Source organism: Klebsiella sp. CN_Kp073, from assembly GCF_040065495.2.
GTDB lineage: Bacteria > Pseudomonadota > Gammaproteobacteria > Enterobacterales > Enterobacteriaceae > Klebsiella > Klebsiella aerogenes.
In genome coordinates this window covers 3,298,706-3,317,854 of sequence record NZ_CM198051.1, presented here as the reverse complement: position 1 = coordinate 3,317,854, position 19,149 = coordinate 3,298,706, and the positions used below count along the sequence as shown (strand labels likewise).

Genomic DNA, 19,149 nt, shown 5'->3' with positions numbered 1-19,149 from the left:
CTTGTTGATAAATAGGGCTCAGAACTGGATTTCGCCGCCGAAAATATAGGTGCGGCCGCGGGCGGTGGTGTTAACAGACGCCCCCTCTTTGGCGTTATCGAGACTCTGGTTCATACGGTTTAGCGCTTCGGAATAGTCACGATTCGTCACGTTCTGCACGCTAAAGCGCAGCAGCACGTTCTCGGTCATCTGCCAGCTGCTATAGAGGTCGATAATGGTCGGGATCTTCGGCATGCTCTCTTTCGGCACCGTATTGGTATCGAGGCTAATACCTTCGGTACTCAGGCGTTTTGATTTACCGGTGAATTTCACCAGGCTGCCGACGGTGAGTTTGCGATCGAACAGGCGCCCGCCGACATCAACCGTGGCGTAGCTGCTGGGAAGATCGCTCAGGTCGCTATAGGCGAAGCTATAGACCGTGCTGGCAATAGAGGTGGGCTGATCGGTACGCTGCTTGCTCCATGACACATTGGCGTAGGCAAAACCGATGTCGTATCCGGCTTCAATCTCATAGCCCTCGGTGGTCACCGGCGAGGTCACGTTAACTGAGATATTGGCGTTGAAATCCGGCGAAGCATTGGCGACATCTTTACACAGCCCGCCGTTGCTGCACAGCAGGAAGGATTCGCTGGTGATGTAATCTTTAATCCGCGAGCGGTAGGTAAGCGCTTTCAGATGAAGGCTATCCTGCTCGCTCAATAATCCTTTTTTGATAACGTTAAAACCGGCCTCCCAGGTCTCGGCTTTTTCCGGCTTCAGGAACGGATTCATTGATGCGCCGCCCTCGTTGGCGAAGAACACTTCCTGAACGTTCGGCGCGCGCGATGAACGGCTCCAGCTGACAAACGGCTGCAGCCATGGCGTCACCTGAGCGGAGAAGGTCGCCGAGGGATTAAAACCGTTATCTTTGACGTTGAGCTGGGTTGCCCCTTGCGGGAAGCATTTTTCGTTATCTGCACAGGCCGGTTTATAGCCCTGTACCCGGCTACGGGTATAGTTGAGATTAAGATCGAGCTGATAAATATCCTTGTTTAATGTCAGCCCGCTATAGAGCGAGGCGATCTTCTGTTTGCCCGCCGGGGCAAAGGCGTTATGGTCGGTCTCGTTATCCTGCACGAAGCGGCGGGAATAGCGGGTGTCCATTAACTTGCCGCCTAGCTGGAAAGCGGCATACAGATCGTCGGTAATACGAAAACGGCTGGTGTTGTTCACGTCCAGCGCGTTGGACTTATTGGTGGTCGAGGAGTCGTTAAAATTATACAGCGACTCCGGTTTATATGCCTGATTGCCGCGGCTGGTGCTGGCCAGGACATTAAACTCGACCAGTTCATTGAGCGGCGCATAGTTATAGCGCAGATAGTAGTCGTCGCTGCTAATATCGCGACGGGTAAAACTATTGCGATAATTACGCCCGGAAAACTCGAAGCGGTTAAATTGATCGACGTTGAAATTGATTTTGTACAGCTGCGAGCGCGGCTCCTGGCGCAGATATTTATTATCTTCGCCGATAAACTCTTCGCTGCTGCGTCCGCCGCCGTTTTTATAGGTCGCATAGGTGCGGGTGCCGCTGATGCCGAGCAGCGCGCCAAGGCCGCCGCCGTTATCGAAAGTGTCGGTTTTGCCGGCTACCGTTACCATACCGGTACGGCCGAGTCCGTTATCGCCCACGGAAAAACGCGACAGCAGGCCGACTTGATGCCCCGGTTTTAACACATCATCGATACCGATCGTACGCAGGTTGGCGCTGCCCGCCAGCGCGTTGACGCCTTGCGAACCGGCGCTATTGCCGCGGGTGATATCCACTTCGGCCAGAAAGTTAGGGTCCAGCGGCACTCCGGCGGCGGTATTCGCCCCGCCGTGATAGTTAGCCGGCGCCATGCCGAAGAAGGTCTGGGTGACGCCATCCACCATGGTGTTGACCCGGCCCAGCCCGTTCATACCGCGAATATTGACGCTGATGGTGCCCTGCAGCGGGTCGATTTGCGTATAGGTGCCCGCCATGCTGCGCAGCGAGGCGTCGAGGCTTTGCAGATTCTTATTGAGCGTTCGCGAGCTGTAGGCGCCGGGACGGGTATAGCTCTCCTCTGAGGAGCCGACCTGGCCGGCATTCTCCGCCAGCGGGTTATCGGTAATGGTGATAGGAGAGAAAACAGATTCTCCTTCGCTTTCGGCGGCGAAAGCCTGGCCGTTGACGATAAGGAGCCCGGTGACGAGCCCCTTAATGAGCTGTGATTTTTCCATAATCAAATCCTGAGGTAATAAATATTTAACGCACAAAAAGGGCAGCAGCGTGCATCGCGCTTATTGCTAAGTGCGATGACACATTGCCCAAAATAAAAAAACATCAGCGGTCAGTGACCGTTATAAATAACGTCCGGGTTGCCTGAATAAATAACAGGGAACCTGGGGTTTATATTTTTAATAAGCCGAATTCCACCGGCAGCGTGACCTTATTTATACCGTTACGCAGCAGCTCTTTTGGCGGCGGCGGAAGCGGACGCGCATTTTCCAGCGCCATCAGCGCGGCGCGATCCAGCGAATGGGTCCCTGAAGAGTTCACCAACTGCGATTGCAACACCTCGCCGCGTTCGTTGACGCTGAAGGTAATAATGGCGGTACCGGTACGTTTACGGCGGCGCGCATCTTCCGGGTAGTGGCGCATTTTGTTGATTTTGCCTTTCACCAGCGATTCCCAACTGATCTTGTTGTCGCTCAGGCGTGCGGCATCGCTATCGAGCGGCGCGGTGGTACGCTGAGTGAGGGCGGCTGGCGCCGGGGGCGCGGCGAAGCTGGTGATGGTTGAGTTACCCTTTTCCTCTTGCTGCTGGCGGCGGGACTGTTTTTTAACCTCGATTTTCTTTTTCCGCTGCGGTTCGGGTTTGCTGGCGGAGAGCTTTATTTGCGCATTGTCATGAATGAGCAGCTTCGGCGCCTCTTTCACCGCTGCGGTTTCCTGCTCGGTCATCGCCTCGACTTTGCGCTGCTGGGTGACGCCCGGCGGCAGCTCGGGGTGAATAAATGACACTTCCAGTTCCGGCGCGAACTCTACCATCACCGCGGCAGGGGGGGCGACATCCGGCGGCGAGGCGAAGTGAATGATAAAAGGCGCCGCCAGCGCCAGATGGCCCAGTACGCTGGCCGTTGTCCCCGCGAACCAGCGGGGACGCGACGCTATTAATGGCGTGGAGAGAGGGATATTCATTTTTCTGCCGCTACCGACCAGACATAATCAGCCTGCTTCGCCGTCGGCGTGACGCCGTCGGTGGTCAGTAGCAACACCAGCGGTTTTTCCGCCCTGAGGTCGGCCAGATGCAGCGGTACGCCAATATCTTTGGCCGCATGATAGCCGCCGGCAATCAGCAGCGCCGGGCGCGGCGCGGCTTTCATTTGCGTCGCCATCAGGCGATCGCGCTGCTGCTGGATGGCGAGCATGGAAGTGACCTGCTCGCCATCGATTTGCCCGTTATGTATCAGATAGATAATGGCCGATAGCGATTCATGTACCTGCGGGCTGTTGGAGAGCGTTCCGCGGGGAAACGTGGGATGCTGATAGATGTCGCTCACCTGCTGGCGGCTGAGATTGGCTGCCAGCAGCGGATAAGGCGCTTGCAGCGCGGTCATCACGACGTCGCGATAAAGCGCCCACGGCCAGCCGGGATTCCAGTGCAGCGTTTCCGCCGCGCGAGTGGCGGAAACGGTCGTCCCGCTGAGGCTGGCCTGCTTGACCCGATTAACCGCTTCCTGCTGGCTTAGGTCGATCATCTCCATCAGCACGCTACCCTGCGGGCGAAGGGTGTGAAGGTTCTGCAGCAACCAGCGCTCAATCTGGTGATGCTGGGTGTTGGTATGTTCTTCGCCAACAATAACCAGCGGCGCCTGGGCGAGTTGGTTCAGCAATTGTTGCGGCGTCAGGGAGCGCCCGCTGGCGGTATCACGAATATCCGCCTGCTCTACCAGCGCGCCCTCCCCGGCAGGGGAGAGGGGATAAACCGGGCTGTGACAGGCGCTCATGAGCAACGCGCAGCCTATAACCAGAGTGTTTAAAAGGGTTTCCTTAAACATAAAATATCCATTTTCGGCTTTTTAGTCGTCTTTTCTTCGTATCTTGCTGCTGGAACAGGATGATATGTGATATTGAGAATGATTATCAAGATCATTCTCATTTAAAGTTATTGGCAAGAGTGATGGTTTCATCCGGCAAACAGCGGTCCGTTGCCGTGTCGCGGGGAGAATCTGTGAAGACGATCAAGATTTTAAACAGCGATAATATTTAAACCTGTTGGCTTAATGTTGTCTTAAGGTTTGTTTCAGTCGCGCGTCGAAATAAGCATTTTGTCATCAGGAAATTCTAATTGGCGGTGTTTTTCACTTTTTTAAAATGATGGTAATTGTTTTCATTATCATTCACATTCCTCTGTGATTTAATCCGTGCCAGCCCGGTTTCTCCACGGCTTTTCGACTACCCATACTAAGGATTAGCTTATGAATTTCCGCTTATCGGCATATTGCGCGGCGATGCTCGCTGCGACGGCTCTGTTTACCGCTCCGCAGGTTATGGCTGCTGACAATGGCGACGGCATTGTGGTGTATAACGCCCAGCACGAAAACCTGGTGAAATCCTGGGTTGACGGCTTTACCAAAGAAACCGGTATTAAGGTCACGCTGCGCAACGGCGACGATAGCGAATTGGGTAATCAACTGGTGCAGGAGGGGTCAGCCTCGCCGGCGGATGTCTTCCTGACCGAAAACTCGCCTTCCATGGTGCTGGTCGATAACGCCAAACTGTTTGCGCCGCTGGATGCCGCAACGCTGAATCAGGTCGCCCCGCAGTATCGTCCCGAGCACGGCCGCTGGATTGGCATTGCCGCCCGCAGCACCGTTTTCGTTTATAACCCGGCGAAAATCAGCGAATCTCAGCTGCCGCATTCGCTGATGGATCTGGCGAAACCTGAGTGGAAAGGGCGCTGGGCCGCCTCCCCATCGGGTGCCGACTTCCAGGCTATCGTCAGCGCCATGCTGGCGTTGAAGGGTGAAAAAGCGACCCTCGACTGGCTGAAGGCGATGAAAACGAACTTCGTGGCCTACAAAGGCAACAGCACGGTAATGAAAGCGGTCAACGCCGGTCAAATCGACGGTGGGGTGATCTACCACTATTACCGCTTTGTCGACCAGGCGAAAACCGGCGAGAACAGCAAAAACACCAAACTTTATTATTTCAAAAATCAGGATCCGGGCGCTTTCGTGAGTATCTCCGGCGGCGGCGTACTGGCTTCCAGCAAACATAAAGAGCAGGCGCAGGCCTTTATCAAATGGATCACCGGCAAGCAGGGTCAGGATGAGCTGCGCACCAATAACGCCTTCGAATATGCGGTGGGCGTGAATGCCGCCTCTAACCCGAAACTGACGCCGCTGAAAGAGCTGGATGCGCCGAAGGTTGAACCGTCAACGCTCAATAGCAAGAAAGTGATCGACCTGATGACCCAGGCGGGCCTGCTGTAATTTGATGCTGAAGTGATTTATCTATGTCTGCTCTGAGTCTGGTACTCGGAAAGAAAACAGGACGCCTGCCCGAGCGCAGGCGTCCTGCATTTCCGATGGTTGCCTTAGCTGTACTGTTTTCGCTAATGGCGTTACTGCCGTTAGGTTTTGTGGCCGCCGTAGGAATTGAGACCGGCTGGCCGACCATAAAAGCACTGGTGTTTCGCCCGCGGGTGGCTGAACTGCTAAGCAATACGCTATGGCTGACGCTGCTGGCGGTGCCTATTTGCATCGCATTGGGCGTGGCGGTGGCCTGGCTTACTGAACGCACCGCGCTTGCCGGGCGTCAGCTGTGGTCGGCGCTGGCTGTCGCGCCGCTGGCTATCCCGGCATTTGTCCAAAGCTATGCCTGGGTCAGCGCGGTTCCTTCGCTCCACGGTCTGTCCGCCGGGGTGTTCCTCTCCGTGCTGGCCTACTATCCCTTTATCTACATGCCGGTGGCGGCGGTGCTCCGTCGTCTCGACCCGACGCTGGAAGATGTTGCCGCCTCGTTGGGTACGCCGCCGTGGAAGGTTTTCTTCCGCGTGGTGCTGCCGCAACTGCGGTTGGCTATCTGCGGCGGCGCGCTGCTGGTGGCGCTGCATCTGCTGGCGGAATATGGCCTGTATGTGATGATTCGCTTCGACACCTTCACCACCGCCATTTATGACCAGTTCCAGTCCACCTTTAGCGGCCCGGCGGCGAATATGCTGGCGGGAGTGCTGGCGCTGTGCTGCCTGGCGATCCTGCTACTGGAGAGCGTTTCGCGCGGTAAAGCGCGCTACGCGCGCATCGGCGCCGGCGCGGCGCGCGAACAGAAGCGACGTCCTTTGGGGAACGTGGCCGCATGGGCCGCGCAACTGCTGCTGCTGACGCTGGTGATGCTGGCGATGGGCGTCCCGCTGCTGGTGCTGTGCCGCTGGCTATGGCTCGGCGGGGTGGAGAACTGGCTGCATGCCGATCTCTGGCATTCGCTACGCCAGACCCTGATGTTGGGCGCGGGCGGCGCGCTGCTGACCACCGCCTGCGCGATTCCTGTCGCATGGCTCGGCGTGCGTTATCCGCGCCGGCTGTTCCGCCTGCTGGAGGGCTGTAATTACATTACCAGCTCACTGCCGGGTATCGTCACCGCGCTGGCGCTGGTGACGGTGACTATCCACTATGCCCGCCCGGTGTATCAGACCGAAGTGACGCTGTTTCTGGCTTACCTGCTGATGTTCATGCCGCGAGCGTTAATTAACCTGCGCGCCGGTATCGCCCAGGCGCCGGTTGAGCTGGAAAACGTCGCCCGTAGCCTTGGGCGCAGTCCGGCCCGCGCCTTATGGAGCGTCACCATGCGTCTTGCCGCTCCGGGAGCGGCCGCTGGCGCCGCGTTGGTGTTTCTTGGCGTGAGCAACGAGCTTACCGCGACGTTGCTGCTATCGCCGTTAGGCACCCGCACGCTGTCGACCGGTTTTTGGGCGTTAACCAGCGAGATCGACTACGTCGCCGCGGCGCCTTATGCGATGCTGATGATCGTGATTTCGCTACCGCTGACGGCGGTTTTTTATGTGCAGTCGAAAAAAATTGCAGGGTTGTAACATGCTGGAATTGTCTTCTATCTCGAAATCTTTCGCCGACGCGCTGGTGCTCGATAACCTTAATCTGACCGTGGCGCCGGGAAGCCGTACCGCCATTGTCGGCCCGTCGGGTTCCGGTAAAACCACGCTGCTGCGAATTCTTGCCGGTTTTGAAACCCCGGATCACGGGCGAATCGTTCTGCAGGGCAACACCCTGTTTGCCGACGGCGTGTTTGTGCCGGCGCATCAGCGTGGGATCGGTTTCGTGCCGCAGGAAGGGGCGCTGTTCCCCCATCTTAACGTCGCGGACAATATCGCCTGGGGGCTCGATTGCGGTCGCGAAGAGAAACGCCGCCGGGTCGCCGCGCTGATGGAGATGGTGGCGTTAGATTCGACATTAGCGAGCCACTGGCCGCATGAAATTTCCGGCGGCCAGCAGCAGCGGGTTGCGCTGGCGCGCGCGCTGGCCCAGCGGCCATCGCTGATGCTGCTGGATGAACCTTTCTCGGCGCTGGATACCGGGCTGCGTGCGGCGACGCGCAAAGCCACCGCCGACCTGCTGGCCGAGGCTGGCGTAGCGTCGATTCTGGTTACTCACGATCAGACGGAGGCGCTGTCGTTTGCAAGCCAGGTCGCGGTGATGCGGCAGGGGCGTTTTACTCAGGTAGGAACCCCGTTCGAGGTCTATTCGCGCCCGGTTGACGAGGCCACCGCGCTATTTCTTGGCGATGCGCTGGTGCTCGACGCCGAGCTCACGGAGGGGCGCGCGCGTTGCGCCATCGGCGAGTTACCGACTGACAATCCTCACGCCAGCGGCCGCGGACGCGTAATGCTGCGCCCGGAGCAACTGCGGGTGTCGCCGTGCGGGCCGCAGGAGAGCGCCTTTCGCATCGTAGATGTCGATTTCGCCGGCCATATCTCGACGCTGACGGTGACGGTAGCGGGGCAATCAATGCCGCTGGTGCTGAAAACCGTCAGCCAGGCTGCCTGGCAAACAGGCGCTCCGGTTCGCCTGGAGATTATTGGCCAGGCGCGGATATTTTGCGCATAGCGGCTAAAAGCTGACCGCTCAGCTGGGATAAAAATTGATTTGGCGCGGAGATGCGTTAATTAGCTGCTGATGTAGCACATTGTGCTAATTACACTACCAGCGAACGCATTAGTATCCGCGCCACTGATCTCGTCGCCATGGAGTGGTAGGTCGTTGGAATATTTCCGCGGGGTCAGTCCATTCTTATTTCCCCTGAGATGATTAACGCTGCTGCGCGCTACGGCAGTGGCGACGATATTCCGAAGGTGAACGTTCAGTATTACGTTTAAACACCCGGCAAAAATAGTTGCTATCGATAAAGCCGCAATTATGCGCAATTTCTTTTACTTTTAAATCGTAACCGCGTAATAGTTGCTTGGCTTTTTCCAGCCGCACGGCGGTTAGATATTCATTAAAGCCCACTGAACCCGATTTCTGAAATATATGCGAAAGATAGTTCGGGGTAATATGAAAGCGTCTGGCAACCGATTCGCGGGTCAGCGGCTGGCTAAGATTTTCTTGCAGATAATCCTGAACCGCTAAAAACAGATCGCGGCTGCGGCTAACGCGCATTTCCAGACCGACAAGTTGTTCAAGGCAGTGGCTTAACAGCGCGGAAACCACCAGCCGGGCGGTTATTGGGTCAGGTTGCAGGCAGACTTCATTCAACGCCAGCAGCAGATAGGAGCCAACGCGTGGGCCCAGCCGGGCGACGTTTTGCTTTTCAGTATGTAGTTTTTTTCCGTCCCAGCGCTGAATGCAAAAGCCGAGCTTTTGGCGGCCAAATAAAATGCTGAGCGTGACCGCCGGACCGTTCCACTCGGGTAGCGTCCACTTTCCCGCCTGTACGTAGAGTACCTGCGAAGTGGCTAAAACCGCCGCGGATAGCGGTAGACCCTGATCATGGAGCTCGCCTTCAAGGACGATTTCCAGACGCGGGAAGGGCACCTTCAACGCCAGCGCCGGAACGGGAATATCCGGCTCCGGAAAGCGGACCTGCAGCCTATCTTTTTGATTAACTAAACGATTTAGTATGCCCGCCAGATCATCAATCATCCTGTCGACCCCGAGTTAAAATTATCTCTTTGATTATAATCTTTTTTATCCTGATGTTCCGCCTTACGGCGCGCGGCGGATGCATTATTAAATGGGTGAATATTTACAACGAATTTACCCATCGGCAATTATTGATAAGGCTCACATTTTTGTGTCTGGCGTACGGATATCCAGTTTTTCGTAGTTTTCCCTTCCTGCCTGGTCGTTGGCCGCATCGTAGAGTTTGATTGTGTTATCTAAAAGTTAAAAGGAAGGCAATATGGACTCACAATCGATGATTCATCTGGAGGCGCTTGGCGCGACCCGGACGCTAAGCGACCAAATGAAACATGAACTTGATACGCTTGGCTATACCGTGGTGCACAACGTCGTTGATCCTCAGTGGCTGAGCGAGATACGCGAGCGCATTGACGCGCTGGTGGAGCGTGAAGGCGAGAATCTGGCGATGGAACACCATCAGGAGGCGACGGCGACGCGTATTGCCAACCTCATCAACAAGGGCGTTATCTGGGAGAAGGTGTGGTCGCATCCGCTCATTCTTTCCGCCTGTCGTTATATTTTTAATGGCGCGTTTAAAGTTTCCAGCCTCAATGCCCGCGAGGCGCTGTATAACGGTGGTCATCAACCGCTGCACGCCGACTGGAAAAAGCCACGGGTAGACTTCCCGAAAGTGCATCTGGTCAATACGATATGGGCTATTGATGATTTGAGCGCCGCCAACGGCGCGCCGCGGATTATTCCCGCTACCCATCTGCTCCCGGAGCTGCCGGAAGAGGTTTTGGCGGATCCGGAAAAGACACATCCTGATGAAATTGTTTTTGCCGCGCCGGCCGGCAGCGTAATGATTTATAACGCGCATGCCTGGCACGGCGGCACCCGCAATCTTGAAGGCAGCAGAAGGCGCGTGCTTCATGGCTTATATATTGATCGTGCTGATACCGCGCAGCAGGACCAGCAGCGCTGGCTGACGCCAGAAACGGCGAGCCGCCTGACACCCGCGCAAAAGTGGCTGCTCGACGTGCAATAAACGCCGTGGCCGGTCAGGGAACTTCCAGGTAAACGACCGGCTTTTTCATAATGCTATTAACGGCTTTGACAATCTGCTGTGGCTGCAACAGGAAGGTGGCGATACTGGTTTTAATGGTACGGAGTCCGTTAAAGCGCTGAGCGCCATCGATTTCGATATCGGTTACCAGTAACACCACCGTGGCGCGGGCAATATCCTCTTCGCTAATTCGGTTTTCCACGCCGAGCGCGCCCTGGGTTTCCACTTTCAGAGACCATTTTTCATGATGACCAACTTTTTCCAGTAGCTCGGCTGCCATATAGGTATGTGCAACTCCGCTCACGCAGGCGGTCACCGCGACAATGTTGAAGTCCATAACATCCTCCAGGCGTTAACCGCCGATAGTGACGTGATATCCTGCTGCTTCAGCCAGCGCTTGATAAGGATGAATATCCGCCTCTCGGGGAGCGTTGACGTTGGCCAGCGGCCAGGTTTTACCCAGCAGACGGTATTTCGCCTCGCCATATTGATGAAACGGCAACAGATGAATCTCCGTCAGACCGAACGGCGCGAGGAACTTTAAGATCTGCTTAAAATTCTCCGTGTTCATCGTGTAGCCAGGGATCAGCGGCACGCGCGGGATAAGATTCATTTTGCGGATGGCCAACTGACGGAAGTTGTCCAGCACTCGCGGCTGATTCATCTGCAGTAGTGAATGGGCCTGCTCGCTATTCATGATTTTCAAATCAAACAGTATTTCGTCACAGGCTTCGGCGACCGGGATAAAACGGGTAAAGGCGCAGTCGCCCGCGGTCTCGATAGCGGTGCGCACCCCCCAGTGGCGCAGGTGCTGGAGGAAGCGGGCGGCAAACACGGCCTGCATCAGCACTTCGCCCCCTGACAGGGTGACGCCGCCGCCGGAGGCGCGGAAGAAGACCTCGTCCTTAAGCACCTCGCGCAGCAGGGCATCGAGCGTAACATCCCGGCCAATCTGCTCCCATGCCCCGGAGGGACACTCGGCGACGTCCTGCAGGCAGCGCGTGCAGCGCAGGCATTTACTCTCCCGGCGCACGGTCTGGATCTTTGGCGAGATCGATTCAGGATTGGCGCACCACGGGCAGGTGTGGGGGCAGCCTTTGAAAAACACCACCGTGCGGATCCCTTGCCCGTCATTAAGCGAGTAGCGTTGGAGGTTAAAAATGCGCGCCGTATCGGCGCGCGTTTCGATGACCTCACAGCTGATGCGCGGTGCGGCGGATAATGTCATCCTGTATCTCCTTTGACAGCTCAACAAAGAAGGCGCTGTAACCTGCGACGCGCACCACCAGACCGGCAAAATCCTGCGGCCGCTGCTGCGCTTCACGCAGCGTGTCCGCGTTGACCACGTTAAACTGGATATGCTGCAGTTTGAGCTTGCAGAAGGCCTGTAAAAAGTCTGCCAGTTTGTTCAGGCCGCTGTCGCCGGCAAGCGTTGCCGGGGTGAATTTGACGTTCAGCAGCGTACCGTTCGATAGCAGATAATTATCCAGTTTGCTGACCGATTTCAGCACCGCCGTCGGCCCCTGGGCATCCTGCCCAATCATTGGCGACAGGCCGCCGTCCGCCAGCTGTTCGCCGGCCAACCGGCCGTCCGGCGTCGCGCCGACCACCGAGCCCAGCGGCACATGCGCGGATACGGTATAGGAGCCTGGGGTGAAATGGCCGCCGCGCGGGTTTAGATACCGTTCTACCTCTTTACAGTAAAAACGCAGCAGATCGGCGCTAATATTATCCACTTCGTCGATATCGTTGCCGTATTTCTCGTAACGGTTGATCAAACGGGCGCGGATTTTTTCTCCTTCCGGCGTGCGGAAGTTGGCTTTCAGTACCGCCATCAGTTCGGCAAAGCTGAGGCGCTGTTGCTCGAAGACCATGCCCTTCAGCGCGTGCAGCGAATCGCTCAGGTTAGCGATTCCGATACCCTGAACGCCGGAGAAGTTATAGCGCGCGCCGCCTGCGGTGATATCTTTGCCGTGCTGCACGCAATCTTCGATAAAGGATGACAGCAGGGGGACCGGAGCCCAGTCGCGGTGTCCGATATCGCAAATGTTGCTGCCCTCGACCATCAGCTTGATGTAATAGCGGATTTTGTCGCGGATTTGGCTGATGAGACCGTCCCAGCTGACTTCAGGCTGATGTTCATTTTCCTGCAGCACAATTTCCATCACCTTCAGCAGATTAAACATCGCGATATCGTGCAGGCCGTAGGTGCGCCCTGGAATAGAGAGCTCTACGCAGCCGACCACCGCGTAATCGCGGGCATCTTCCAGCGACACGCCGCGGTTAAGGAAGGCCGGGACGACCACTTCATCGTTGAAAATCTGCGGGATCCCGGTACCCAGGCGAATGGTCTCAGCGGTTTTGCGCAGGAACGGGCGGTCAATCAGCTCATTGACCCGCACGCCCAGATTTGGCTGCGGTAGCTGCACATTCTGGTAAGCATCGAGAGAAAGAAAGGACAGTACGTTTACCGCACTACGCCCGGTTTCCGTCAGTCCGCCAAGCAGGGCGGTGTAGCCGGTGGGAAAACCGGCGAAATAGCGTGCGCTGCTGGATGAACGCAGTAGAACGATATCGTTACACTTCACCCATAGCGACTCCAGTAGCTCCTTGAGATACGCGGGATCCTGACCCTGATTCAGCGATGCCTGATAAAAAGGCAACATGTACTGGTCAAAGCGTCCGAGCGAAATCGAGCTGGCGTTGGACTCGTACTGCAAAATAATATTCATATACCAGAACAGCTGGCAGGCCTGGGCAAAATCCTGCGGCCGATGCTGCGCGTTATGGCGTGAGATGGCGGCGATGGTTGCCAGCTCCTGCTGACGTTGGGTATTTGTGCAGTTGGCGGCCATCTCTTCCGCCAGCGTGGCGTAGCGCAAAATATGACGCTGCGAAGCTTCAAGCAAGATCAGGACCGCCTGATAAAAGTGGTTATCAGGCTGCCGGGCGCAGTGTGATTTCAGCTCGGCGATCAGCGCATCAAGGCCATTATTCAGCAGCCGCGGATAGTCGATAATAATATGGCCCTGGCCTTTATCCGTCTGGTTAACGCTGAAAATCTGCGTGCCGATCGCGGCCTTGACCTCCTCGGTTATTTGACCGTTAATGAAATCTTTCATCGAACGCTTTTCCCAGTAAGGGAACAGCGTTTCGCGGTAAATCCGCTTATCTTCTTCACTTATCGCGAAGCGGTCCTGCGGGCGGGTCGGGAAGGCGTCGAGCTCGTTGAGCAGCCAGTAGGGGTCCATCTCCGGCGACATGATCCCCGCACGTGGTTTGACGGTGCGGTTGCCGGCAATCAGTTCATCATCACGAATCGAAATGGCCACCTTATCGAGGATCCACGCCGTGGCTTTCGCCCGGCGGATAATCACCGGCTCCCCCTCCGTCAGCCGATGGCTGGCGGTATAGAGCAATGCGCGTTCAAGGGAGATTTCGCGCGGCTGGGCGAACAGGCTGGCTTTCAGGCGTTGAGTACGATTCGTCATGACAAACTCCATGTTGTGGCTAAGAGGCGCGTAGCGCCTCTGAGATTAATGACAAACCTCATGCAATCATTGAGCTTGCAAATTGCACCAGGCAAATAACAAGGAAAATCAATTTATTGATTTTCGGCTGATAACCACAAAGAAGGAAAAACCACGCTTTTTCCTTCTTTGTCAGCAGTCTGAGAGGCGCGTAGCGCCTCTTTTGGGCTTCAGGCGTTCTGGGAAAGGTGGCTGTCTATCTTGTTCATGATGGCGTCTGCGCGTTTTACCGCATCGCTGATGTTGACGCGCACAATGGTTTTCCCGGCAAAGCGTTCTTCAAACTTAATGCCGATGTCTTTGGTCAGGATGACCATATCGGCAGCGGCGATCTCTTCCGCCGTAAGTTCGTTCTCAATACCAATGGAACCCTGGGTCTCTACCTTAACCTGCCAACCTTTGGCTTTGGCGGCGCTTTCCAGCGACTCGGCGGCCATATAGGTATGAGCGACGCCCGATGGGCAGGCGGTAACGGCGATAATGTGGGTCATAAGGTGTTCCTTCCAGTCTGTTAGTTAATTTCGAAATCAAGATCTAATTCATCGTCGTCCTGGGCGTCGGACGGTTTCTTTTTGGTGAATGCTTTCAGAGTGATGACACAGGCCGCGCTGACGCAGGCGCCGACAAAGAGTGCGGTGACAAAGGCGAGTTTGCCCTGGACCACCGGCAGCACGATAAGCCCGCCCCAGCCGGCATAGCACTGCGCGCCCATCAGCGCGGCGGTAACGCAGCCGCAGGCGGCGCCAATCATGTTGGCGGGAATAACGCGCAGCGGGTCGGCGGCGGCAAAGGGGATGGCGCCTTCGGTCACGCCGACGCAGCCCATCACCAGCGCGGCCTTGCCGGTTTCACGCTCTTCGGCGGTAAAATATTGACGGCCAATCAACGTCGCCAGCCCCATGCCCAGCGGCGGTACGGCGATGCCGACCGCGGCGATTGCCACGACGCTGTAGACGCCCTGAGAGACGCAAATCAGCATAAAGGCGTAGGCCACTTTGTTGACCGGGCCGCCCATATCAAAAGCCAGCATCAGGCCCATAATGATGGCCAGCACCACGATGCTGCCTTCGCGCATCCCTTGCAGCCAACTGGTCAGGTTTGCGGTCAGCGCGCCTACCGGCTCGCCGAGCCCCCACATCATGATCCCGGCGGTGATAAAGGTGCCGACGATGGGAATGATGAAAATCGGCATCACCGAGCGCAGAACTTTATGTACGGGGATTTTTTTCAGGTAATAGACCACCAGACCGCCAATCATGCCGGCTATCAACGCGCCGAAGAAGCCGGCGCCGAAGCTGTTGCCCACCCAGGCGCCAATGGCGCAAGGGGCCAGCGCGGCGCGGTCAGAAATGGAGTAGCCGATATAGGCGGCAAGAAAAGGCACCATCAGCGTCAGCCCGGCGACGCCGATATCAAAGAGCTTCTTCAGATTAGGGTCGGTGGCGGCATCGGGCACCGCGCCTTTGCCATACAACATGACGGACACCGCCAGTAGGATCCCGCCCGAGACGACGAAGGGGATCATGTGTGAGACGCCGGTCATCAGATGCTGGCGAGTATTTTTTAGTATTTGCACCAGTTCGTTCATTGCTTGCTCCTGAGCGCTGTGTGGCCCGTGACAGTATTGATGCTTCAACATTAGAAAAAGGGCGGGGTATAAAATAGTAGAGAAAAAGTGCATTTACTGGATATTTGTAAGGTGAGAAAGGAATTGCGATCAACCTCAAATCTTAGCTGTGAAGAGGGTTATGTATGTCCTGGCTGATGAATTGTGATGGTGAGCATAAAAAAGATGTATGTGTACAATAGTCCAGTAATTGCCAGTTTTATCACGTAGTTCATTGCGCCTTCTTTCATTACCTTTGGCTGAAATAACGCATTGCTCAGGAGGAAGGCGATGGCACTGGTAATTGAATTCATATGTGATTTGCCAAATGGCGTGCATGCGCGCCCGGCAAGCCTGGTCGAAACGCTGTGTAACCGCTTTTCATCGGCGGTTGAGTGGCGGAATCTGCGTAGCGACGGTCGCGGGAATGCGAAAAGCGCGCTGGCGATCATTGGTAGTAACACCCTCAAGGGCGACGCCTGTCAGCTGATTATCAGCGGTGAGGATGAAGCCGAAGCATTTGCCGCGTTAACCGCGTTTATCGAAAATGAGTTTCCGCACTGCGATGCGCCGCTACCTGCCGCGCAAGCGTTGGATATCGAGCCGGTACCGGAATCGCTGTCGCGGCTGAATCCAACGCTGTTTCCTGCGCGCCCGGTCTGCGCCGGCAGTGCGGGCGGTAAGCTGGTTCATCTCAAATCACGCGATCTTCACGACCTTGGCGAACTGCCCGTCGCCGCCGGCCTTGAACAGGAGCAGACGGCGCTGGATAACGGTTTGCGTCTGCTGGTGCAGGATATCGATCTGCGGTTGCTGGACAATGACGGCACCGCCAGCGCGATTCTGCAAGCTCACCGTTCGCTGGCGACCGATGCTTCCCTGCGCCAGCACCTGCTTGGCGGTATTCTTACCGGCCTTAGCTGCGCGCAGGCTATTGTCGCCACCGGCGACCACTTCTGCGCCCAGTTCCGCGATTCCGGCAACAGCTATCTGCAGGAACGAGTGCTGGATGTCCGCGACGTCTGTTTCCAGCTATTGCAGCATATTTACGGTGAAGACCGCTTTCCGGCACCGGGACAACTGCGGGAAGCGGCTATTTGTCTTGCCGATGAACTGACCCCAAGCCAGTTTCTGGAACTGGATAAGTCGCAGTTGAAAGGGCTACTGCTGCGCAGCGGTGGCACCACTTCACATACTGTCATTCTGGCCCGTTCGTTCAATATTCCTACCCTGGTGGGGGTTGACCTGCCGGCGCTGCTGCCGTGGGTCGATACCCAGGTACAGATAGACGGTAATGCCGGGCTGCTGGTGGTGGACCCCAGCCCAGCGGTGGCGCGTTATTATCAGCAGGAGGCCTGGCTACAGGAGCAAATTCAGCAACAGCAGCAGGTATGGCTCGATAAAGCCGGGCAGACGCAAGACGGTATCCGCGTCGAGATTGCCGCCAATATCGCGCATTCGGTGGAAGCGGTGGCGGCATTCAATAACGGCGCGCAGTCGGTTGGGCTGTTCCGCACCGAAATGTTGTATATGGACCGCCCTGGCGCGCCGTCGGAAAATGAGCTCTACAACATCTTTTGTCAGGCGCTGGAGCCGGCCAACGGCCGCAGCATTATCGTGCGGACCATGGATATCGGCGGCGATAAGCCGGTGGCGTATCTCAATATTCCGGCGGAAAACAATCCGTTCCTCGGCTACCGCGCGGTGCGCATTTATGAAGAGTATCAGGCGCTGTTTCATACTCAACTGCGGGCGATTTTACGCGCCTCGGCGCATGGCTCGCTGAAAATTATGATCCCGATGATTTCATCAATGGAGGAGATTCTGTGGGTGAAAGAGCGGCTGGCGGAGGCCAAGCAGTCGCTGCGCGCCGAACAGATCCCGTTTGATGAAAAGATCCCGCTCGGTATCATGCTGGAGGTACCGTCGGTGATGTTTATCATCGATCAGTGCTGTGAAGAGATCGATTTCTTTAGCATCGGCAGTAACGACTTAACGCAGTATCTGCTGGCGGTCGATCGCGATAACGCTAAAGTAACGCGCCACTACAACAGCCTGAATCCGGCCTTCCTGCGCGCGCTGGACTATGCCGTGCAGGCGGTGCATCGTCAGGGGAAATGGATTGGCCTGTGCGGCGAGCTGGGGGCGAAAGGGTCGGTGCTGCCGCTGCTGGTTGGCCTCGGTTTAGATGAATTGAGTATGAGCGCGCCGGCAATCCCGGCGACCAAGGCGCGCCTGGCGCAACTGGATAGCCGCGCCTGCCGCCAGCTGCTGAATCAGGCGATGCAGTGCCGTACTTCGCTGGAAGTGGAACATCTGCTGGCCCAGTTCCGCATGCGTCAGCAGGATGTTCCGCTGGTGAGTACCCAGTGCATTACGCTTAATAGCGACTGGCGCAGTAAAGAAGAAGTTCTGAAAGGGATGACCGACAATCTGCTGTTGGCCGGGCGTTGCCGCTATCCGCGTAAGCTGGAAGCCGATCTGTGGGCCCGCGAGGCGGTGTTCTCCACCGGTCTGGGCTTTAGCTTCGCCATTCCGCACAGTAAATCCGAGCATATTGAGCAGTCGACCATCAGCGTCGCGCGGCTGGCGCAACCGGTGATGTGGGGCGATGAAGAAGCGCAATTTGTCATTATGCTGACGCTGAACAAACACTCGGCGGGTGACCAGCATATGCGGATCTTCTCACGCCTGGCGCGGCGGATTATGCATGAGGGTTTTCGTACCGCTCTGGTGAATGCGGCAAGCCCCGAGGATATCGCCGAACTGTTGCGCCGCGAGCTGGAACTGTGATTGTCTCTCCGGCTAGCGCCGCTGGCCGGAGAGTGAGCTATAAATCCAGCACTAACCGGCCGCCTTTAGCGCGTGAGCAGCAGATCAGCATACTCTGCTGGCTGGCTTTCTCTTCATCGCTGTAGTACTGATCGCGGTGGTCGGCTTCACCCTCGAGAATCATCGTTTCGCAGGTGCCGCATACTCCTTCGCGGCACAGGCATTCCACCTTCGCCGCTTTGTTATTCTCAATAACCTGCAGAATGGTCATGTCCTGCGGCACGGTAAATTCGCGTCCGGAACGCGCCAGCACCAGCGTAAATGCCTCTCCGCCTTTATCCTCAAGGATAAATTGCTCAAAGTGCAGCTGGCTGGCGGGAACCTGATGCCGTTCGGCGGCGGCTTTCACCGCCTCGTTAAGTGCAGCCGGGCCGCAGGTATAGACGTGGGTTCCGGGCTCGATGTCGGCGAACAGGCGCGACAGATCGAGACGGCTGCCGAGCGCTGAGATGTGAATATTGACCCGGTCGCGCCACGGCGCGGCGCGAAGCGTATCGACGAAAGCATTACTGTCGGCGTCGTGAAAACAGTAATGCAGCTGCCAGTCGGCCTGGCGCTGTTCCAGTTCCGGAATATGCGATAAGAAGGGCGTAATGCCGATGCCGCCGGCAATCAGCAGATGCTTGCGCGCCTGTGGCTCGATGGCGAACAGGTTGTTGGGGGTGGACACCGTCAGGGTATCGCCCGGGCGCACCTGCTGGTGCATAAAACGCGAGCCGCCTTTGGAAGGTGACTCGAGACGCACCGCAATCTGCCAGCTGGCGGTATCCAGCGGCGAGCTCATTAGCGAATAGGCATTGCTGTAGCGCTGCTCGCCATCCTGCATCTGGACGATTATATGGCTGCCGCCGCTGAACTCCGGCAGCGGAGCGCCGGTCGACGAGACCAGCGTAAAACGCTTAACCTGGGCGGTGATCTGTTCAACATCGCGAACGATCGTCTCAAACATTTGATAATCAGACATCGCTGAACTC

At 56.7% G+C, this 19,149-nt stretch carries 15 protein-coding genes; 5 read left to right on the top strand and 10 right to left on the bottom strand.

Annotated features, from left to right (window positions below; translation table 11 throughout):
- Positions 1-18 precede the first annotated feature (18 nt).
- The 3 genes from ABLV66_RS16135 to ABLV66_RS16125 all read right to left on the bottom strand — a co-directional run bounded on the left by ABLV66_RS16135 (position 19) and on the right by ABLV66_RS16125 (position 4,062).
- Positions 19-2,241: a TonB-dependent receptor domain-containing protein gene (locus ABLV66_RS16135; RefSeq protein ID WP_316422540.1), complete on the bottom strand. Its 2,223-nt coding sequence runs from the start codon at positions 2,239-2,241 to the stop codon at positions 19-21.
- A 169-nt stretch (positions 2,242-2,410) separates the two neighbouring features.
- Positions 2,411-3,202 (bottom strand): energy transducer TonB, encoded by a 792-nt coding sequence (locus ABLV66_RS16130; RefSeq protein WP_226473616.1) that lies wholly within the window; start codon positions 3,200-3,202, stop codon positions 2,411-2,413.
- Positions 3,199-4,062 carry a ChaN family lipoprotein gene (locus ABLV66_RS16125; RefSeq protein ID WP_348876186.1) on the bottom strand — a complete coding sequence of 288 codons (864 nt, stop codon included), beginning with the start codon at positions 4,060-4,062 and terminating at the stop codon, positions 3,199-3,201. Before ABLV66_RS16125 ends, ABLV66_RS16130 begins: the two co-directional genes overlap by 4 nt.
- A 420-nt stretch (positions 4,063-4,482) precedes the next feature.
- Here ABLV66_RS16125 and ABLV66_RS16120 point away from each other — a divergent pair, with 420 nt between their 5' ends.
- Genes ABLV66_RS16120 through ABLV66_RS16110 form a run of 3 tightly spaced genes read left to right on the top strand, consistent with a single transcriptional unit; the run spans position 4,483 to position 8,127 of the window.
- Positions 4,483-5,499 (top strand): iron ABC transporter substrate-binding protein, encoded by a 1,017-nt coding sequence (locus tag ABLV66_RS16120; RefSeq protein WP_045397430.1) that lies wholly within the window; start codon positions 4,483-4,485, stop codon positions 5,497-5,499.
- Positions 5,500-5,522: 23 nt separating this feature from the next.
- Positions 5,523-7,097 (top strand): ABC transporter permease, encoded by a 1,575-nt coding sequence (locus tag ABLV66_RS16115; protein WP_348876185.1) that lies wholly within the window; start codon positions 5,523-5,525, stop codon positions 7,095-7,097.
- Position 7,098: 1 nt separating this feature from the next.
- On the top strand, positions 7,099-8,127 hold the full coding sequence (locus tag ABLV66_RS16110) for an ABC transporter ATP-binding protein (RefSeq protein WP_045397437.1): 1,029 nt from the start codon (positions 7,099-7,101) through the stop codon (positions 8,125-8,127).
- A 201-nt stretch (positions 8,128-8,328) separates the two neighbouring features.
- Here ABLV66_RS16110 and ABLV66_RS16105 read toward each other — a convergent pair whose 3' ends face one another.
- Positions 8,329-9,162: a helix-turn-helix transcriptional regulator gene (locus ABLV66_RS16105; protein ID WP_047043623.1), complete on the bottom strand. Its 834-nt coding sequence runs from the start codon at positions 9,160-9,162 to the stop codon at positions 8,329-8,331.
- 259 nt (positions 9,163-9,421) lie between these two features.
- Here ABLV66_RS16105 and ABLV66_RS16100 point away from each other — a divergent pair, with 259 nt between their 5' ends.
- Positions 9,422-10,189 carry a phytanoyl-CoA dioxygenase family protein gene (locus ABLV66_RS16100; RefSeq protein WP_047043621.1) on the top strand — a complete coding sequence of 256 codons (768 nt, stop codon included), beginning with the start codon at positions 9,422-9,424 and terminating at the stop codon, positions 10,187-10,189.
- 13 nt (positions 10,190-10,202) lie between these two features.
- On the opposite strand, the gene ABLV66_RS16095 is transcribed toward ABLV66_RS16100, so the two are convergent.
- The 5 genes from ABLV66_RS16095 to ABLV66_RS16075 form a co-directional block, all read right to left on the bottom strand.
- A complete protein-coding gene (locus tag ABLV66_RS16095; RefSeq protein WP_047065412.1) occupies positions 10,203-10,544 on the bottom strand; it encodes a PTS fructose-like transporter subunit IIB in 342 nt (113 codons plus the stop codon).
- Between the two features lie 15 nt (positions 10,545-10,559).
- Entirely contained in the window at positions 10,560-11,435 is an 876-nt protein-coding gene (locus ABLV66_RS16090; protein WP_348876184.1) for a [formate-C-acetyltransferase]-activating enzyme, read from the bottom strand.
- Positions 11,401-13,698: a formate C-acetyltransferase gene (locus ABLV66_RS16085; protein ID WP_348876183.1), complete on the bottom strand. Its 2,298-nt coding sequence runs from the start codon at positions 13,696-13,698 to the stop codon at positions 11,401-11,403. The genes ABLV66_RS16090 and ABLV66_RS16085 overlap by 35 nt, the downstream gene beginning before the upstream one ends.
- A gap of 209 nt (positions 13,699-13,907) precedes the next feature.
- Positions 13,908-14,228: a PTS fructose-like transporter subunit IIB gene (locus ABLV66_RS16080; RefSeq protein ID WP_032711368.1), complete on the bottom strand. Its 321-nt coding sequence runs from the start codon at positions 14,226-14,228 to the stop codon at positions 13,908-13,910.
- Between the two features lie 20 nt (positions 14,229-14,248).
- Entirely contained in the window at positions 14,249-15,325 is a 1,077-nt protein-coding gene (locus ABLV66_RS16075) for a PTS fructose transporter subunit EIIC (protein WP_047043613.1), read from the bottom strand.
- Positions 15,326-15,634: 309 nt separating this feature from the next.
- Between ABLV66_RS16075 and ptsP the strand changes: the two genes are divergently transcribed.
- Positions 15,635-18,136, top strand: coding sequence for a phosphoenolpyruvate--protein phosphotransferase (gene ptsP / locus ABLV66_RS16070; RefSeq protein WP_047065405.1), 2,502 nt, complete (start codon positions 15,635-15,637; stop codon positions 18,134-18,136).
- 37 nt (positions 18,137-18,173) lie between these two features.
- Here ptsP and ABLV66_RS16065 read toward each other — a convergent pair whose 3' ends face one another.
- Positions 18,174-19,139 carry a PDR/VanB family oxidoreductase gene (locus ABLV66_RS16065; RefSeq protein WP_032714222.1) on the bottom strand — a complete coding sequence of 322 codons (966 nt, stop codon included), beginning with the start codon at positions 19,137-19,139 and terminating at the stop codon, positions 18,174-18,176.
- Positions 19,140-19,149: the final 10 nt, after the last annotated feature.

What these genes read in the sequence shown, in the direction of transcription:
- ABLV66_RS16135 (WP_316422540.1), bottom strand. Translation starts at nt 2,241, where the DNA reads ATGGAAAAATCACAGCTCATTAAGGGGCTCGTCACCGGGCTCCTTATC.
- ABLV66_RS16130 (WP_226473616.1), bottom strand. Translation starts at nt 3,202, where the DNA reads ATGAATATCCCTCTCTCCACGCCATTAATAGCGTCGCGTCCCCGCTGG.
- ABLV66_RS16125 (WP_348876186.1), bottom strand. Translation starts at nt 4,062, where the DNA reads ATGTTTAAGGAAACCCTTTTAAACACTCTGGTTATAGGCTGCGCGTTG.
- ABLV66_RS16120 (WP_045397430.1), top strand. Translation starts at nt 4,483, where the DNA reads ATGAATTTCCGCTTATCGGCATATTGCGCGGCGATGCTCGCTGCGACG.
- ABLV66_RS16115 (WP_348876185.1), top strand. Translation starts at nt 5,523, where the DNA reads ATGTCTGCTCTGAGTCTGGTACTCGGAAAGAAAACAGGACGCCTGCCC.
- ABLV66_RS16110 (WP_045397437.1), top strand. Translation starts at nt 7,099, where the DNA reads ATGCTGGAATTGTCTTCTATCTCGAAATCTTTCGCCGACGCGCTGGTG.
- ABLV66_RS16105 (WP_047043623.1), bottom strand. Translation starts at nt 9,162, where the DNA reads ATGATTGATGATCTGGCGGGCATACTAAATCGTTTAGTTAATCAAAAA.
- ABLV66_RS16100 (WP_047043621.1), top strand. Translation starts at nt 9,422, where the DNA reads ATGGACTCACAATCGATGATTCATCTGGAGGCGCTTGGCGCGACCCGG.
- ABLV66_RS16095 (WP_047065412.1), bottom strand. Translation starts at nt 10,544, where the DNA reads ATGGACTTCAACATTGTCGCGGTGACCGCCTGCGTGAGCGGAGTTGCA.
- ABLV66_RS16090 (WP_348876184.1), bottom strand. Translation starts at nt 11,435, where the DNA reads ATGACATTATCCGCCGCACCGCGCATCAGCTGTGAGGTCATCGAAACG.
- ABLV66_RS16085 (WP_348876183.1), bottom strand. Translation starts at nt 13,698, where the DNA reads ATGACGAATCGTACTCAACGCCTGAAAGCCAGCCTGTTCGCCCAGCCG.
- ABLV66_RS16080 (WP_032711368.1), bottom strand. Translation starts at nt 14,228, where the DNA reads ATGACCCACATTATCGCCGTTACCGCCTGCCCATCGGGCGTCGCTCAT.
- ABLV66_RS16075 (WP_047043613.1), bottom strand. Translation starts at nt 15,325, where the DNA reads ATGAACGAACTGGTGCAAATACTAAAAAATACTCGCCAGCATCTGATG.
- ptsP (WP_047065405.1), top strand. Translation starts at nt 15,635, where the DNA reads ATGGCACTGGTAATTGAATTCATATGTGATTTGCCAAATGGCGTGCAT.
- ABLV66_RS16065 (WP_032714222.1), bottom strand. Translation starts at nt 19,139, where the DNA reads ATGTCTGATTATCAAATGTTTGAGACGATCGTTCGCGATGTTGAACAG.